Origin of the sequence: Micromonospora sp. CA-259024 (genome assembly GCF_050936255.1) — a bacterium.
In the GTDB taxonomy this organism is placed as follows: domain Bacteria; phylum Actinomycetota; class Actinomycetes; order Mycobacteriales; family Micromonosporaceae; genus Micromonospora.
Window position 1 is genome coordinate 2111095 of sequence record NZ_JBNJND010000002.1, and the last position, 15578, is coordinate 2126672.

Genomic DNA, 15578 nt, shown 5'->3' on the forward strand with positions numbered 1-15578 from the left:
TCGGGGCGTGACGGTGAGCCGGGAGATCGACGACATCCTGCAGCGCGGCGCGGACGGTGGGCGGATCGCGCCCGAGGAGGCCCTGCTGCTCTACACCGAGGCGCCCTTCCACGCGCTGGGCGAGGCGGCGGACGCGGTGCGCCGGCGGCGTTACCCGGACAACATCGTCACGTACCTGATCGACCGCAACATCAACTACACGAACGTCTGCGTGACGGCGTGCAAGTTCTGCGCCTTCTACCGTGCTCCCAAGCACAAGGAAGGGTGGACCCACCCGACCGAGGAGATCCTGCGCCGGTGCGGCGAGGCGGTCGAGCTGGGCGCGACCCAGGTGATGCTCCAGGGCGGGCACCACCCGGACTACGGGGTCGAGTACTACGAGGAGCTGTTCTCCTCGGTGAAGCAGGCGTACCCGCAGCTGGTCATCCACTCGATCGGGCCGAGCGAGATCCTGCACATGGCCAAGGTCTCCGGCGTGAGCCTGGACGAGGCCATCGCGCGGATCAAGGTCGCCGGCCTGGACTCGATCGCCGGCGCCGGGGCGGAGATGCTGCCCGAGCGGCCGCGTAAGGCCATCGCGCCGCTCAAGGAGTCGGGCGAGCGCTGGCTGGAGGTCATGGAGCTGGCCCACCGGCAGGGCATCGAGTCGACCGCCACCATGATGATGGGCACCGGTGAGACGCACGCCGAGCGGATCGAGCACCTGCGGATGATCCGCGACGTGCAGGACCGCACCCGCGGCTTCCGGTCCTTCATCCCGTGGACGTACCAGCCGGAGAACAACCACCTCAAGGGCCGCACCCAGGCGACCACGCTGGAGTACCTGCGGTTGGTCGCGGTGGCCCGACTCTTCTTCGAGACCGTGCCGCACCTGCAGGCGTCCTGGCTGACCACCGGCAAGGACGTCGGGCAGCTCGCGCTGCACATGGGCGTGGACGACCTCGGCTCGATCATGTTGGAGGAGAACGTCATCTCCTCTGCCGGCGCGCGGCACCGCTCCAACCTGCACGAGCTGATCGGCATGATCCGTTCGGCGGACCGGATCCCCGCGCAGCGGGACACCCTCTACAACCGGCTGGCCGTGCACCACACGCCGGCTGACGACCCGACCGACGAGCGGGTGGTCTCACACTTCTCCTCGATCGCGCTGCCCGGCGGCGGCGCGGGCCGGTCCCTGCCACTGGTCGAGGTCAACTGACGCGGGTGGACGTCCAGCCGTTCGGCTGACCGGGGCTCATGCTCCTGCCCGGACGCACCGGCGGTACGGGTGGTCCCCGCCGCCGCAGCGTCAGGCTGTCGGGTGCGGGGGTGGTGGAGATGATCCTCTGCGGCTAGCGTCGCGGCTCGTATCCGTCGCCACGTGGATCGGCGAAATCAGCGCGACCGTGCTGGTGGCGGATGGTCTGATGGTCCTGGTCGTGGGCTGTCCTCCATCGGCCCGTTGAGGGTCGTTCATATAACGCACGGCGGTGCGGGCGGGATGGGTGACCATCCCGCCCGTACCGTCTGGCCAGCCTGGGCCGGACGGATAAATGCGGGTTCGCGTGCTGGCGTGGGAGACCGGGCTTCGATAGCGTCCGCTCGTTCCGCAACCATTCTTTCTTCCCTACCCCCGGGGGACTGATGACAGCGTTTCACCGCTCGACCCTGGTTCGCGCCAGCGTCGTGGCGTTGCTCGCGGCTGGTGGCCTGGCTGCCGTGGCCGCCCCGGTACTGGCCGCCGAGCAGGCCGATCTGGCCCTGGTGCCGCTCAGTTACAACCTGGCCAAGGGAGTCACGGAGGCCAAGAGCAAGCCGTTCAAGTTCGTGGTCGACAACAGCCGGAGCAAGGAAGACGCCAAGGGCGTCAGTTACACCGTCGACACCAGCAAGTTGAAGACGAACAAGGTCCGGGTCGTGGTGCCCGACGGCTGCCGGGTGAACGGCAAGAAGTTCACCTGCCGTCTCGGCGACGTTCCCGCCGGCACCAGCGAGGACTTCGGCATCCCGATCTTCTCCACCGGTGGTCGGGGCGCGGCCGGCACGCTGGTGGTCACCATCCGTGCGGCCACCGACGACCCCAACAAGGAAGACAACAAGGTCGAGCACGACATCACCGTGACCGAGCCCGGCTACGACCTGACCAGTTGGGTGCAGGACGTCAACGCGAACGTCGTGGTGAACGGCGTCAGCGGCGACGACCCCGATCTCCGGCCGGTGCGCCCGGGCGAGACGGTGCCACTGGACTGGGCGGTCTACAACGACGGCAGCCGTAAGGCCACCGGCCTCTCCTACGTGCTCACCCTCCCGGCCGGAGTCACCTTCGACACCCTGCCGGACACCTGCACCGCGCAGACCTTCGGCGTCGCCCAGGCGTTCTGCCAGGACGGCGGCGCGGTGATCCGGCCCGGTGAGTTCTACACGGCGGACATCAAGGTGACCGTCGGCAAGGACGTCACCGAGCCGGTGCTGCGGGTCGGCGAGCTGGTGGCGCACGGTCTGGACGCGGCGACGGGTAGGCCCGAGGAGCAGGCCGAGCGGGCGACCAGTGCCCAGCGGAAGACCTTCACCGAGGTCGACGAGGGTGACAACCAGGCGGTCTTCGACGTCTTCGTCGACCTGACCGTGCAGCCGACGCCGACGGCCACGCCGACGCCGACGGCCACGCCGACGCCGACGGCCACGCCGACGCCGACGGCCACGCCGACGCCGACGGCCACGCCGACGCCGACGGCCACGCCGACGCCGACGGCCACGCCGACGCCGACGGCCACGCCGACGCCGACGGCCACGCCGACGCCGACGGCCACGCCGACGCCGACGGCCACGCCGACGCCGACGGCCACGCCGACGCCGACGGCCACGCCGACGCCGACGGCCACGCCGACGCCGACGGCCACGCCGACGCCGACGGCCACGCCGACGCCGACGGCCACGCCGACGCCGACGGCCACGCCGACGCCCACGGCCACCCCGACCGAGACGCCGACCCCGACGGAGACGGCGACGCCCACGGCCACGCCGACGCCGACGGAGACACCCACGCCGACCGAGACGCCTACTGCGACGGCCACGCCGACGCCGACCACGACCGTCACTCCGACGCCGGGTGGCACGCCGAACCCGAGCGGTACGACCACACCGGGCACGACCACGTCGCCGGTTGCCGGTGGCGGCGGCTCCGACGGCGGCGGCCTGCCGGTGACCGGTGTGCAGGTCGGCCTGATCGGCGGCATCGGCGCGATCATCCTGCTCGTGGGCGGGGCGCTGCTGGTGCTCTCCCGCCGGCGCAAGGTCGTCCTGGTGGCTCCGAGCGACGAGACGTCGACCGACTGACGCAGGCGCGCTGGCAACAAGCGCGCTGACAGAGGCGCCATGGCAGAGGCGTTCTGAGGTGGGCACGACGCGAGGGCGGGGTGGGCGACCACCCCGCCCTTTCGCGTTCCGGGAGCGCGTGCCGCCCCACCCAGCGAGTGTCGGTTGGCGGGCGGCTGGCAGAGTGGAGGGGTGAGCCGTACCCCGCAGGGCCAGCGCGCCAGTCTGGACAAGCAGCCGCACGAGGTCGCCGCGATGTTCGACGGCGTGGCAGAGCGTTACGACCTGACCAACACGGTGATCTCGCTGGGTCAGGACCGCTCCTGGCGCCGGGCCACCCGGGCGGCGCTCGGGCTGCGGCCGGGCGAGCGGGTGCTGGACGTGGGCGCGGGCACCGGCGTCTCGACGCGCGAGCTGGCCCAGTCCGGGGCGTACGCGGTCGGGGTCGACCTGTCGCTGGGCATGCTGCACACCGGCAAGCGGGCCCGGCCCGAGGTGCCGCTGCTGGCGGGAGACGCGCTGCGCCTGCCGTTCGCCGACGCCAGCTTCGACGCGGTGACCATCTCCTTCGCGCTGCGCAACGTCAACGACACCGACGCGGCGCTGCGTGAGCTGGCCCGGGTGACCCGGCCGGGTGGGCGGCTGGTGGTCTGCGAGTTCAGCACCCCGGTCAACCCGGTCTTCCGGACGGTCTACCTGTCGTACCTGATGCGGTCGTTGCCGGTGGTGGCCCGCACGGTGTCGAGCAACCCCGAGGCGTACGTCTATCTCGCCGAGTCGGTCCGGGCCTGGCCGGCGCAGTCCGCGCTGGCCGGGCGGGTCACCGCGGCCGGGTGGGGACGGGTGGCGTGGCGCAACCTGACCGGTGGCGTGGTGGCCCTGCACCGGGGGATCCGCGAGTAGGTCGGGCGCTGCGCGAGGACGGGCACGGACATTATTCAGGTTTCGTGAATAGAGGTTTTTAGTCCACTTTGCCCCTTAGGCTGGTCCGTATGACCGGATCACACCCGGCGGACCCGGTGGCCGCCACCGATGACGACGCGGCCGAACTCATCGCGCAACTGCGCGCGTTGGCCGGAGCCGATCCGGCGGAGGTCCGGCAGGTCGTCGCCGAGGTGTTGGCGGCGCTGGATCGGGCGGCGGGTGGTGCGCTTCGCGAGCACCTGCCGGAGACCATCCGGGTCGATGCGGGTCTGGACGCCCCCAGCCCGGCCTGACACCTGACTGCTGTGGACGGTCGAGGGCTGTCACATCGGCGAGTTAGGTACCCCTGATCCTGTGCAGGTATGACGCCGGTCATACACTCGTCCCGTCTGGCTTGTGAAGCATTTCACGAGCGTGCGGGAGGAGGCGCGGATGACCGCGGTGGAGCACGACGCCGACGTCATCGTCGTGGGCGCCGGTCCCGGTGGATCAGCGACTGCGTACCACCTGGCCCGGCACGGCGTACGGGTGCTGTTGTTGGAGAAGACCGAGTTCCCACGGGAGAAGGTCTGCGGCGACGGGTTGACCCCGCGCGCGGTGCGCCAGCTCATCCGGATGGGTGTGGACACCTCGCCCGAGGCGGGCTGGCTGCACAACCGTGGCCTGCGGGTCATCGGCGGCGGGGTCCGGCTCGAACTGGACTGGCCGGAGCTCGCCAGCTTCCCCAACTACGGTCTGGTGCGGACGAGACTGGACTTCGACGACCTGCTCGCCCAGCGGGCGGTGGCCGCCGGCGCCAAGCTGCGGACCAACGTCAACGTGCTGGGCCCGGTGCTCGACGGCGACGGCCGGGTCACCGGCGTCGAGGCGGAGGTCGGTCCGGGCAAGGAGCCCATTACCTTCCACGCCCCGCTGGTCGTCGCGGCGGACGGGGTCTCCGGCCGGTTCCCGCTCGCGCTCGGGCTGGCCAAGCGCGAGGACCGGCCGATCGGTGTGGCCGTCCGTCGCTACTACCGCTCGCCTGCCAAGCACGACGACAACTACCTGGAGTCGTGGCTGGAGCTGCGCAGCAAGGACAGCGGCGACAACCTGCTGCCCGGGTACGGCTGGATCTTCGGCCTCGGTGACGGCCGGGTCAACGTCGGCCTCGGCGTGCTCAACTCGTCCTCCGCGTTCGGCAAGACCAACTACCGCCGGCTGCTCACCGACTGGCTCGCCAACACCCCCGAGGACTGGGGGATGACCGACGAGACCAACGCCGACGGCCCGATCCTCGGCGCCGCGCTGCCGATGGGCTTCAACCGCGTGCCGCACTACACCCGTGGCGTGCTGCTGGTCGGCGACTCCGGCGGCATGGTCAACCCGTTCAACGGTGAGGGCATCGCGTACGCGATGGAGTCCGGCGAGCTGGCCGCGGAGGTCGCGGTCCAGGCCCTCGCCCGGCCGGCCGGCCCGGAGCGGGAGCGGGCGCTGATGGCGTACCCGAACGAGCTGAAGGCCCGGCTCGGCGGCTACTACCGGTTGGGCGGCATCTTCGTGAAACTGATCGGCCGCCCGGAGATCATGCGGATCGCCACCAAACACGGCATGCCGCATCCGACGCTGATGCGTTTCGTGCTCAAGCTGCTGGCCAATCTGACCGACCCGCGTGGCGGGGACGCGATGGACCGGGTCATCAACGCGATGACGAAGGCCGCGCCGGCCGTATAAGTAGGACGGCATCGGTGCTGGTCACGGCCCCGATGCTGACAAAGATCGACCCCCGCCGACTGCCACTGCGAGGGACGTGAATAGTGTGATTTTCGTCAAGCACCGAGGGCAGGGAAGGACGAGCAGGAGAAAACGATGTCGCTCTCGCCTTACGCACCGATCATCGGGCTGTTCGCCCTCGCCGCGGCGTTCTCGCTGTTTTCCGTTGGCGCCGCCCGCTTCGCCGGTCCCCGTCGCTACAACAAGGCCAAACTCGAGGCTTACGAGTGCGGCATCGAGCCCAGCCCGCAGCCGGTCGGCGGCGGGCGGTTCCCGATCAAGTTCTACCTGACGGCGATGCTCTTCATCGTCTTCGACATCGAGATCATCTTCCTCTACCCCTGGGCGGTCTCGTTCGACGCTCTGCCGATCTTCGGCTTCGTGGAGATGGTCCTGTTCATCGTCGCGGTCTTCGTTGCGTACGCCTACGTGTGGCGGCGCGGCGGCCTGGACTGGGACTGAGGAAGGAACGTCAGATGGGCATCGAGGAGAAGCTTCCCGCCGGCGTCCTGCTCACCTCGGTGGAGAAGCTGGTCAACTGGTCCCGGAAGTCGTCCGTGTGGGGCGCCACCTTCGGCCTGGCCTGCTGCGCCATCGAGATGATGGCCGCCGGTGGTCCGCACTACGACATGGGCCGCTGGGGCATGGAGGTCTTCCGGGCGTCGCCCCGGCAGGCCGACCTGATGATCGTGGCCGGCCGGGTGAGTCAGAAGATGGCCCCGGTGCTGCGCCAGATCTACGACCAGATGGCCGAGCCCCGCTGGGTGCTCTCGATGGGCGTCTGCGCCAGCAGCGGTGGCATGTTCAACAACTACGCGATCGTGCAGGGCGTCGACCACGTGGTGCCGGTCGACATGTACCTGCCCGGCTGCCCGCCCCGGCCGGAGATGCTCATCGACGCGATCCTCAAGCTCCGCGAGAAGATCATGTATGAGCCGCTGGGGCCGAACGGCCGCAAGATGCTGGCGGCCCGCCAGGAGCGCGGGGATGTTCCGGTCGTGCCGTACGGCTCCATGCCGTCCTCCTACCGCAAGGACAAGGCCCGGCGTGCCGAGTGGACCCGCGCGGTCCGCGAGGGCCGCGAGGAGCAGCTGCGGATCGAGAACTGGATGAACGCTCAGAACCACCTCCACCCGCAGGTAGGCCCGAAATGACGTCACCCACGGACAAGCCAAACGACGGCGGCGTACCGCTGCCGGTGGTGCCGGCCGGCGCCACCAGTGGTGCCCCCGCCGAGTTCCCGCCGGCCAGCCCGGCCGGTCGCGGGATGTTCGGCAACCACGGCACCGGCGACGTGTCCGGCTACGGCGGCCTGGTCCGCCAGCGCCAGCCCATCGAGGAGGCGTCCCGGCCGTACGGGGGCTACTTCGACGAGGTCCGCGACGCGTTGGAGGAGGCGTACCCGGCCTTCGGTGACGCGATCGAGAAGGTCGTGGTCGACCGGGGTGAGCTGACCCTGCACGTACGCCCGGAGCGGATCGCCGAGGTCTGCCAGGTGATGCGGGACGACCTGGCGCTGCGGTTCGAGCTGTGCTCGTCGGTGTCCGGTGTGGACTACCTCGGTGCCGACGAGCGGCGCCTGCACGTGGTCTACCTGCTCACCTCGATGACGTACCGGCGGCGGGTCCGGCTGGAGGCCGCGGTCTCCGTCGAGGCACCGCACCTGCCCAGCGTGACCGCCGTCTACCCGACCGCGGACTGGCAGGAGCGGGAGGCGTACGACATGTTCGGCATCGTCTTCGACGGCCACCCCAACCTGACCCGGATCCTCATGCCGGACGACTGGGAGGGCCACCCGCAGCGTAAGGACTACCCGCTCGGCGGCGTCCCCGTCGAGTACAAGGGCGCGGAGATCCAGCCGCCGGACACGCGGAGGTCGTACCAGTGACGACGTCGAACTACGCCAGCGAGCGCGAGACCACCGAGGGTCGGGTCTTCACCGTCACCGGTGGGGACTGGGACACGATCGTCTCGGGCACCGACCCGATCAACGACGAGCGGATCGTGGTCAACATGGGTCCGCAGCACCCGTCCACGCACGGGGTGCTGCGGCTGATCCTGGAGCTGGAGGGCGAGACGGTCCGCGAGGCCCGCTCCGTCGTCGGCTACCTGCACACCGGCATCGAGAAGAACCTCGAATACCGCAACTGGGTCCAGGGCTCGACGTTCGTGACCCGGATGGACTACCTCGCCCCGATCTTCAACGAGACGGCGTACGCCCTCGCGGTCGAGAAGCTGCTCGGCATCACCGACGACATCACCGAGCGGGCCACCACCATCCGCGTGCTGATGATGGAGCTCAACCGGATCTCGTCGCACCTGGTCTGGCTGGCCACCACCGGCATGGAGCTGGGCGCGATCTCGATCATGCTGTACGGCTTCCGCGAGCGGGAGTACATCCTCGACATCTTCGAGACCATCACCGGCCTGCGGATGAACCACGCGTACGTCCGGCCGGGCGGCGTGGCGCAGGACGTGCCGGACGAGGCGATCGTCAAGATCCGCGAGTTCCTCAAGATGATGCCGAAGAAGCTCAAGGAGTACGAGGACCTGCTCTCCGGCCAGCCGATCTGGACCGAGCGGACGAAGAACGTCGCGGTGCTGGACGTGACCGGCTGCGTGGCGCTCGGCATCACCGGGCCGGTGCTGCGCTCCGCCGGACTTGCGTGGGACCTGCGCAAGACCATGCCGTACTGCGGCTACGAGACGTACGAGTTCGACGTGCCGACCCACCCCGACGGTGACGTGTGGGGTCGCTACCAGGTCCGGCTCGCCGAGATCCGGGAGTCGATGAAGCTGGTCGAGCAGGCACTGGACCGCCTCCGTCCGGGCCCGGTGATGGTTGCCGATCGCAAGATCGCCTGGCCGGCGCAGCTGGCCATCGGCGTCGACGGCATGGGCAACTCGCTGGAGCACGTCGCGAAGATCATGGGTCAGTCGATGGAGTCGCTGATCCACCACTTCAAGCTGGTGACCGAGGGCTTCCGGGTTCCGCCGGGCCAGGTGTACGTCGCCATCGAGGCGCCCCGCGGCGAGTTGGGCGTACACGCGGTCTCCGACGGTGGCACCCGGCCGTACCGGGTGCACTACCGGGAGCCGAGCTTCGTCAACCTCCAGGCCCTCCCGGCGATGGCCGAGGGCGGTCTGATCGCCGACGTGATCGCCGGCGGCGCCTCGTTGGACCCGGTCATGGGGGGTTGTGACCGGTGAGCGCGAGGAGTGAGCTTGCGAGCCCCGCAGTCGCGAACGGAAGGCGACGCTGATGAGTGTTTTCACTGATGAGACCCGGGAGCGGGCGCGCGAGATCATCGCCCGCTACCCGGCGGACCGGTCCCGCTCGGCGTTGCTGCCGCTGCTGCACCTGGTGCAGGCCGAGGAGGGGTACGTCTCCCCGGCGGGGGTCGCGTTCTGTGCCGAGGTGCTGGGGCTGAACAAGGCCCAGGTCGGCGCGGTGGCCACCTTCTACACGATGTACAAGCGCAAGCCGACCGGTGACTTCCTGGTCAGCGTCTGCACCAACACGATGTGCAACGTGCTCGGTGGTCAGGAGGTCTACGACACCCTGTCCGAGCACCTGGGCGTGGGACACGACGAGACGACCGCCGACGGCACCATCACGCTGGAGCACGCCGAGTGCCTGGCGGCGTGCGACTACGGCCCGGTGATGACGGTCAACTACGACTTCTTCGACGGGGTGGACCCGTCGACGGCGGTCGGCGTTGTCGACGAGCTGCGGGCGGGCGGGCGGCCGATGCCGACCCGGGGTGCCCGGCTCTGCACGCTCAAGGAGATGGCGGTGCAGCTCGCCGGTTTCGCCGACGAGCGCGAGGGTGCCGTCGCCGACGGCGGGCCGGGCGAGCCCACCCTGCGCGGGCTGCGGCTGGCACAGCAGCACGGCGTCTCGGTGCCGGGCTTCGACCCGAACACCCCGATCCGCAGCAAGGCGGAGGCGGACCGCGCCGCCGCCGAGGCGAAGGCGAAGGCAGAGGCGGCCAAGCCCGCTCCGGCTGAGGCCGCCGCGGCCCCGGTGAAGGGTGGCGACGGCGCCTCCGCTCCGACGGGTACGCCCGGCAACGCCGGTGCCGGCGAGCCGGCTCCCGCCGCCGCGGCGACCGGCAGCACCGCACCGGACGTGAAGGCACCGGACGACAAGTCGCCGCAGGTGCGTACCGCCGAGACCCGGCAGCCGGACGCGGGCACGGCAGTGCCGGACGCCCCGGGCACCAAGGTCCCGACGGACGGCACCGGCACCGCGCCCGAGGCTGGCGACGCGCGGTCGGCCGAGGCCGCCGGCGTGGCGGCCAACGCGCCGGCCGGCGACGGCAAGCCCGCCGGCGACGAGGCCGGGGCGCAGGAGCGCAACCTCACCGAAGCGAAGGCTGGGACGGACGCCGACGGCGCCGGACCGGCGGACGCGAACGAAACGGGGGCCCAGAAGTGACCACTCCCCGCCCGGAGACCGTGGCCAAGCTGACGCCGGTGCTGACCAAGCGCTGGCTGTCGCCGGACGCCTGGCGTATCGGCACCTACGAGCAACTGGACGGCTACGCCGCCCTGCGCAAGGCGCTCAAGGCCCACCCGGACGACCTGATCCAGCTGATCAAGGACTCCGGGCTGCGCGGCCGAGGTGGCGCCGGCTTCCCCACCGGTCTCAAGTGGGGCTTCATCCCGCAGGGTGATGGCAAGCCGCACTACCTGGTGGTCAACGCCGACGAGGGCGAGCCGGGCACCTGCAAGGACCTGCCGCTGATGACCCACGACCCGCACGCGCTGGTCGAGGGCGTGATCATCGCGTCGTACGCGATCCGGGCCAGCCGCGCCTACATCTACATCCGGGGCGAGGCGGTGCACGCCGCGCGTCGGCTGCGCAACGCCGTCCAGGAGGCGTACGACAGGGGCTACCTCGGCCGGAACATCCTGCGCAGCGGCTACGACCTGGAGCTGGTGGTGCACTCCGGCGCCGGGGCGTACATCTGCGGCGAGGAGACGGCGCTGCTGGACTCGCTGGAGGGGTTCCGGGGGCAGCCCCGGCTGCGCCCGCCGTTCCCAGCCACCCACGGCCTGTACGCGAGCCCGACGGTGGTGAACAACGTCGGCACCATCGCCAGCGTGCCGCCGATCGTGCTCGGTGGGGCCGACTGGTGGAAGACCATGGGCACCGAGAAGTCCTCCGGGCCGATGATCTACTCGCTCTCCGGCCGGATCGTCAACCCGGGTCAGTACGAGTGCTCGATGGGTGTCACGCTGCGGGAGCTGCTGGAGCTGGCCGGTGGGATGCAGCCGGGCCACAACCTGCGGTTCTGGACCCCGGGCGGCTCGTCCACCCCGCTGCTCGCCGCCGAGCACCTGGACGTGCCACTGGACTTCGAGGGGGTGGCGGCGGCCGGCTCGATCCTGGGCACCACGGCCACCCAGATCTTCTCCGACCAGGACTGCCCGGTCTACGCGACGTACCGGTGGCTGGAGTTCTACCACCACGAGTCGTGCGGTAAGTGCACCCCGTGCCGCGAGGGCAACTACTGGATGGTCCGGGTCTACCGGCGGATCCTCGCTGGCCAGGGCACCCACGAGGACCTGGACACCCTGCTGGACACCTGCGACAACATCCTCGGCCGGTCGTTCTGCGGCCTGGGTGACGGCGCGACCAGCTCGGTGACCTCGTCACTGCAGTACTTCAAGCAGGACTACCTCGACTACATCGAGGGACGTACCGCGCCGAAGCTCTCCGACAAGCAGCTGGTTGGAGCTCACTGATGACGGACGTAGCCAAGCAGACCGAGACCGTCACGCTCACCATCGACGGCGTCGAGGTCACCGCCCCCAAGGGGACGCTGCTGATCCGGGTCGCCGAGCAGATGGGCACCGAGATCCCCCGGTTCTGCGACCACCCGCTACTGGCGCCGGCCGGTGCGTGCCGGCAGTGCCTGGTCGAGGTGGAGGGGCAGCGCAAGCCGGTCGCCTCCTGCACCCAGACCGTCGCCGACGGCATGGTCGTGCGTACCCAGATCACCTCCCCGGTGGCCAAGAAGGCGCAGGAGGGGGTGATGGAGCTGCTGCTGCTCAACCACCCGCTGGACTGCCCGATGTGTGACAAGGGCGGCGAGTGCCCCCTGCAGAACCAGGCGATGTCCACCGGCCGCACCGACTCGCGCTTCCACGAGCACAAGCGGGAGTACGAGAAGCCGATGGCGATCAGCAGCCAGGTGCTGCTGGACCGCGAGCGCTGCGTGCTCTGCCAGCGGTGCACCCGGTTCTCCGAGGAGATCGCCGGCGACAAGTTCATCGACCTGATGGGCCGGTCGTCCGCCGAGGAGATCAACATCTACCGGGACGACGCGTACGGCGAAAAGGGCGACGCCGGGGACGTCCCGTTCAACTCCTACTTCTCCGGCAACACCGTGCAGATCTGCCCGGTGGGTGCGCTGACCGGTGCCCAGTACCGCTTCCGGGCCCGCCCGTTCGACCTGGTCTCCAGCCCGAGTGTCTGCGAGCACTGCTCGGCCGGCTGCGGGCAGCGCACCGACTGGCGGCGCGGCAAGGTGCTGCGCCGGCTGGCCGGCGACGAGCCGGCGGTGAACGAGGAGTGGAACTGCGACAAGGGCCGCTGGGGCTTCCAGTACACCCGGGCCGCCGACCGGCTGACCAACCCGCTGGTCCGCGACAAGCACACCGGTGAGCTGCGCGAGGCGTCCTGGAGCGAGGCGCTCACCGTGGCCGCCGAGGGGCTGCACGCGGCTCGGGAGAGCGGGCAGGGCACGGCGGTGCTCACCGGCGGTCGGCTGACCGTCGAGGACGCGTACGCGTACGCGAAGTTCGCGCGGGTCGCGTTGAACACCAACGACATCGACTTCCGGGCCCGGCCGGTCTCCCGCGAGGAGGCCGACTTCCTGGCCAGCTCGGTCGCCGGGGTCACCGACGTCACCTACACCGACGTGGAGAACGCGCCGGCGGTGGTGCTGGTCGGCCTGGAGCCGGAGGAGGAGTGCCCCATCCTCTTCCTGCGGCTGCGCAAGGCGTACCTGAAGAAGACCCTGACGGTGTACGCGCTGGCGCCGTTCGCCACCCGCGGCCTGGAGAAGCTCGGTGCCAAGCTGGCCCGGGTGGTGCCGGGCGAGGAGGCCAGCGTGCTCGCCGAGCACGCCACGGTCGCCGAGGCGCTGAGCGCACCGGGCGCGATCCTGATCGTCGGCGAGCGGTTGGCCACCGTACCGGGTGGGCTCTCCGCAGCGGCGGACGTCGCTCGACGTACCGGCGCGAAGCTGGCCTGGGTGCCCCGGCGCGCGGGTGACCGCGGCGCGGTCGACGCGGGCTGCCTGCCCAACCTGCTCCCCGGTGGCCGGCTGGTCACCGAGCCGGCGGCTCGGGCCGAGCTGGGTGAGGCGTGGGACATCCCGGCCGGGGTGATCCCGAGCCAGGCCGGTCGGGACACCGACGGCATCCTCGCCGCCGCGGCCAACGGACAGCTCGGCGCGTTGGTCGTCGGCGGTGTCGACCCGGCCGACCTGGCCGACCCGCGCCTGGCCGAGACCGCCCTGGACGCGGTGCCGTTCCTGGTCAGCCTGGAGCTGCGCGCCAGCGCGGTGACCCGGCGGGCGGACGTGGTGCTTCCGGTCGCCCCGGTGGCCGAGAAGGCCGGTAGCTTCCTGGACTGGGAAGGCCGACTTCGCCCGTTCGAGGCGGTGCTGAACACCGCCGCGATGACCGACGGCCGGGTGCTCGACGCGCTGGCCGCACTGCTCGACGTGCGGCTCGGCACCGCGGACGTGCCGAGCGTGCGTCGCGAGCTGGGCACGCTGCCGGCGACGCGGATGTCTCGGCCGGCCGCACCGTCGGTGGCGCCGGGCCGGGTGCCGCACGCGGGCGCCGGGGAGGCCGTGCTGGCCACCTGGCACCAACTGGTGGACCTCGGCACGCTCACCGAAGGCGACGAGAACCTCGCCGGCACCGCCCGCCCGCCGGTGGTCCGGCTGGGTAAGGGCACCGCCGAGGCGCTCGGCGTCGCCGACGGCGACGCGGTCACGGTCGGCACCGACCGGGGGGCACTGACCCTGCCGGCGGAACTCACCGAGATGCCGGACGGCGTGGTCTGGCTGCCGACCAACTCACCCGGCTCGACCGTGCGGCGCAGCCTCGGGGCGACGTCCGGCGCGGTCGTCCGGATCTCCGTCCCCGCTTCGACTACGGCCATCCCGGCCGGACGCGTGGCGGCCGACGAGACCGGGCTTCCGGGTCCGCTCCTCAACTCCGGGGGTAACCAGTGACTTCGTCAATCCTGGCCCAGGATCCGACGCTGGCCGACTTCGGCCGGGATCCGTGGTGGCTGGTTCTCGGCAAGATCGTCTTCGCGTTCGCCTTCGGCCTGCTGGCCACGCTGCTCGGTGTCTGGTTCGAACGGCGCGTGGTCGGTTACATGCAGGTGCGGCCCGGCCCCAACCAGGTCGGCCCGTTCGGCCTGCTGCAGACCCTCGCCGACGGCCTGAAGATGGCCTTCAAGGAGGACATCCTGCCGAAGGCGGCCGACAAGGTCGTCTACTTCTTCGCCCCGACCATCTCGGTGATCTGTGCGGTCACCGCGCTGTCGGTGGTGCCGTTCGGCCCGATGGTGAGCATCTTCGGCCACCACACGCCGTTGCAGGTCACCGACGTGCCGGTGGCGGTGCTGCTGTTGCTGGCCTGCTCCTCGATGGGCGTCTACGGCATCGTCCTGGGCGGCTGGGCCTCCGGCTCGACGTACCCGCTCCTCGGCGGTCTGCGGTCGAGTGCCCAGATGATCTCCTACGAGGTCGCCATGGGGCTGAGCATCGTGGCGGTCTTCATGACCGCCGGCACGATGAGTACCAGTGGGATCGTCGCCGCTCAGGGCGACGCCACGCGGCTGACCATCTTCGGCACCGAGGTCCCGGCGCCGGGCTGGTACGCGATCCTGCTGCTGCCGAGCTTCGTCATCTTCTTCATCGCCACCGTGGGTGAGACCAACCGGGCGCCGTTCGACCTGCCCGAGGCCGAGTCCGAGCTGGTCGCGGGCTTCATGACGGAATACAGCTCGCTGAAGTTCGCGCTCTTCATGCTCAGCGAGTACGTCGCCATGGTGACCATGTCCGCGGTCACCACCACGCTGTTCCTCGGCGGTTGGCGGGCACCGTGGCCGATCACGATCTGGGAGGGCGCCAACTCCGGTTGGTGGCCGATGCTCTGGTTCTTCGGCAAGGTGATCGCGCTGGTCTTCGTCTTCGTGTGGCTGCGCGGCACGCTCCCCCGGCTGCGCTACGACCAGTTCATGCGCCTCGGCTGGAAGGTGCTGCTGCCGATCAACCTGGTCTGGATCCTGGTCCTGTCGGGCCTGCGGTCCATCGAGGACTGGGACACGCGGGGCAAGGTGATCGCCGTGGGTATCCCGGCCGGCCTCCTGCTCATCGCCACGCTGTTCTGGCCCAGCCGCCGGCCGCAGCCGAAGCCGACGCCGCAGGAACAGGTGGACAGCCGGCCGTACGGGAGCTTCCCGCTGCCACCGATGGATCTTCAGGTACCACCGAGCCCGCGTATCACGCGCGTGGTCGCCGAGCGGGAGCCGGCCAACATCGTTGCCGGCTCGGACTCCAGGGAGGTGTGAC

General features: G+C 70.5%; 12 protein-coding genes and 1 pseudogene. All 13 read left to right on the forward strand.

Annotated features, from left to right (window positions below; genetic code table 11):
• Positions 1-7 precede the first annotated feature (7 nt).
• On the forward strand, positions 8-1198 hold the full coding sequence (gene mqnC, locus ACQEUX_RS29400) for a cyclic dehypoxanthinyl futalosine synthase (protein WP_433055221.1): 1191 nt from the start codon (positions 8-10) through the stop codon (positions 1196-1198).
• A gap of 425 nt (positions 1199-1623) precedes the next feature.
• Positions 1624-2691, forward strand: a pseudogene (locus ACQEUX_RS29405) (cell wall anchor protein); the annotation flags it as partial.
• A gap of 795 nt (positions 2692-3486) precedes the next feature.
• Positions 3487-4197 carry a demethylmenaquinone methyltransferase gene (locus ACQEUX_RS29410; protein ID WP_433055224.1) on the forward strand — a complete coding sequence of 237 codons (711 nt, stop codon included), beginning with the start codon at positions 3487-3489 and terminating at the stop codon, positions 4195-4197.
• An 89-nt stretch (positions 4198-4286) separates the two neighbouring features.
• Positions 4287-4511 (forward strand): hypothetical protein, encoded by a 225-nt coding sequence (locus tag ACQEUX_RS29415; protein WP_354992696.1) that lies wholly within the window; start codon positions 4287-4289, stop codon positions 4509-4511.
• Positions 4512-4650: 139 nt separating this feature from the next.
• Complete coding sequence (locus tag ACQEUX_RS29420) at positions 4651-5928, forward strand: geranylgeranyl reductase family protein (RefSeq protein ID WP_433055227.1); 1278 nt, start codon at positions 4651-4653, stop codon at positions 5926-5928.
• Positions 5929-6063: 135 nt separating this feature from the next.
• A complete protein-coding gene (locus tag ACQEUX_RS29425; protein WP_007454588.1) occupies positions 6064-6429 on the forward strand; it encodes an NADH-quinone oxidoreductase subunit A in 366 nt (121 codons plus the stop codon).
• A 14-nt stretch (positions 6430-6443) separates the two neighbouring features.
• Positions 6444-7121, forward strand: coding sequence for a NuoB/complex I 20 kDa subunit family protein (locus ACQEUX_RS29430; RefSeq protein WP_433055232.1), 678 nt, complete (start codon positions 6444-6446; stop codon positions 7119-7121).
• A complete protein-coding gene (locus ACQEUX_RS29435; RefSeq protein WP_433055235.1) occupies positions 7118-7855 on the forward strand; it encodes an NADH-quinone oxidoreductase subunit C in 738 nt (245 codons plus the stop codon). The genes ACQEUX_RS29430 and ACQEUX_RS29435 overlap by 4 nt, the downstream gene beginning before the upstream one ends.
• Entirely contained in the window at positions 7852-9177 is a 1326-nt protein-coding gene (locus ACQEUX_RS29440) for an NADH-quinone oxidoreductase subunit D (RefSeq protein WP_433055238.1), read from the forward strand. Before ACQEUX_RS29435 ends, ACQEUX_RS29440 begins: the two co-directional genes overlap by 4 nt.
• Positions 9178-9229: 52 nt before the next feature.
• On the forward strand, positions 9230-10408 hold the full coding sequence (gene nuoE, locus ACQEUX_RS29445) for an NADH-quinone oxidoreductase subunit NuoE (RefSeq protein ID WP_433055241.1): 1179 nt from the start codon (positions 9230-9232) through the stop codon (positions 10406-10408).
• Entirely contained in the window at positions 10405-11721 is a 1317-nt protein-coding gene (gene nuoF / locus ACQEUX_RS29450; RefSeq protein WP_433055244.1) for an NADH-quinone oxidoreductase subunit NuoF, read from the forward strand. The genes nuoE and nuoF overlap by 4 nt, the downstream gene beginning before the upstream one ends.
• Positions 11721-14228, forward strand: coding sequence for an NADH-quinone oxidoreductase subunit G (locus ACQEUX_RS29455; RefSeq protein WP_433055247.1), 2508 nt, complete (start codon positions 11721-11723; stop codon positions 14226-14228). The genes nuoF and ACQEUX_RS29455 overlap by 1 nt, the downstream gene beginning before the upstream one ends.
• Positions 14225-15577, forward strand: a complete 1353-nt coding sequence (gene nuoH / locus ACQEUX_RS29460; RefSeq protein WP_433055250.1) for an NADH-quinone oxidoreductase subunit NuoH — start codon at positions 14225-14227, stop codon at positions 15575-15577. Before ACQEUX_RS29455 ends, nuoH begins: the two co-directional genes overlap by 4 nt.
• Position 15578 lies beyond the last annotated feature (1 nt).